A 601-nucleotide genomic window follows, 5' to 3' on the forward strand; every position below is an offset into this window, starting at 1 on the left:
TGAATCATGCGGCGAAATATAATGAGAATGTGATGTCTTGTATCAAGTTGATGCGCGAATTGGCACCGAATCTGATGGTGAAAATTCAACTGCGTACTTACTGTGCGCTATACGACTTGTGTGTTCAGCAAAATCATCTCGCGAAGGCGGAGCAGCTTATTAGAACCGAGTTCCCTAGTGCTAATATTACTACCCAAAAGAGCTACTGATTTTTGTCTGTAAAAAACGAGCGGAAAAAGCCTCAGAGGCGTATAGGGCCGATGCCTTCAGTCGCCGGATGGGAATCATTCAGGGGCAAAAGTATACCGCTACAATGAGTGGCAATACTGCCACGCGAGAAAATGGCAATTACGGAATAATCGTAGAGGGTGACATCTGTGAGCTTTAAATTTCGCTTGGTTTATTATTTTGATTTTTTTTTCGTCTCCAGCGTTGGAGCGAAGGGAAAAAGCTGGCATGCGATCCTGATACCAATATTTGCTCAGTGGCTATTTCTGAGAACTTCTGTGGTTCTGATGGCGTTCCAAAGGCGAAGTTTGATATCAGGAGCCAGAGTTATATATTGAGCTGTGAATGTGACTGTAGCTCTCAGGAAAACACC

Annotated in this window: 1 protein-coding gene; it reads left to right on the forward strand. The window is 43.9% G+C overall.

What is annotated here, in order from left to right; all coding sequences use genetic code 11:
* Positions 1–209 (forward strand): hypothetical protein (locus tag HT737_RS31540; RefSeq protein WP_220459634.1); only part of this gene is annotated, 209 nt, incomplete at its 5' end.
* Between the last annotated feature and the right edge of the window lie 392 nt (positions 210–601).

It is taken from the genome of Pseudomonas sp. MD195_PC81_125 (genome assembly GCF_014060985.1).
In the GTDB taxonomy this organism is placed as follows: Bacteria; Pseudomonadota; Gammaproteobacteria; order Pseudomonadales; family Pseudomonadaceae; genus Aquipseudomonas; species Aquipseudomonas parakoreensis.